Origin of the sequence: Dyadobacter sp. OTU695 (genome assembly GCF_038440355.1) — a bacterium.
Taxonomy (GTDB): domain Bacteria; phylum Bacteroidota; class Bacteroidia; order Cytophagales; family Spirosomataceae; genus Dyadobacter.
Map to the genome: position 1 here is coordinate 1 of NZ_JASATN010000086.1, position 520 is coordinate 520.

General features: G+C 45.4%; 1 protein-coding gene. It reads left to right on the forward strand.

Annotated features, from left to right (window positions below; genetic code table 11):
- On the forward strand, positions 1–520 hold a 520-nt coding region (locus AAHB90_RS32550), incomplete at both ends, for an AMP-binding protein (protein WP_342089500.1).

Below are 520 nucleotides of genomic sequence, written 5' to 3' on the forward strand. Positions count from 1 at the left end.
CAACAAAGTCTGACTTATGGCTTTGGTGATAATGAGAGAGTATTGCAGTTCTCTAATTATAGCTTTGATGCCTCTGTCGAACAGATATTTTTGAGCTTGATTAATGGAGGAGCCTTAGTTCTGATTCCGCAAGTTTCAGGTCTGGATATCTCTTTGATTGAGAGGGTTGTAGACGATGAGCGGGTGACTCACCTTGATGTCACTCCGAGCTTTTTAGAGAATTTGACAGTAGGGAAATATGCTGCTTTGAAAAGAGTTGTATGTGGTGGGGAGATCTGTCGGAAACAGCTCGCTCAAAGATGGGATGGGCATGTAGAATTCTTTAATGTTTACGGTCCGACCGAGGCGACAATTTCGTCAGCATCCTACAAGTTTTTATCAAATGTTGATGCAGAAATATTACCGATTGGAGCGCCGATCGGCAACACGCGTATTTATATATTAGATGGCAGCGGTGGTTTATGCCCAGTGGGCGTAGCCGGCGAGCTTTACATCGGTGGCAGCGGTGTGGCGCGTGGAT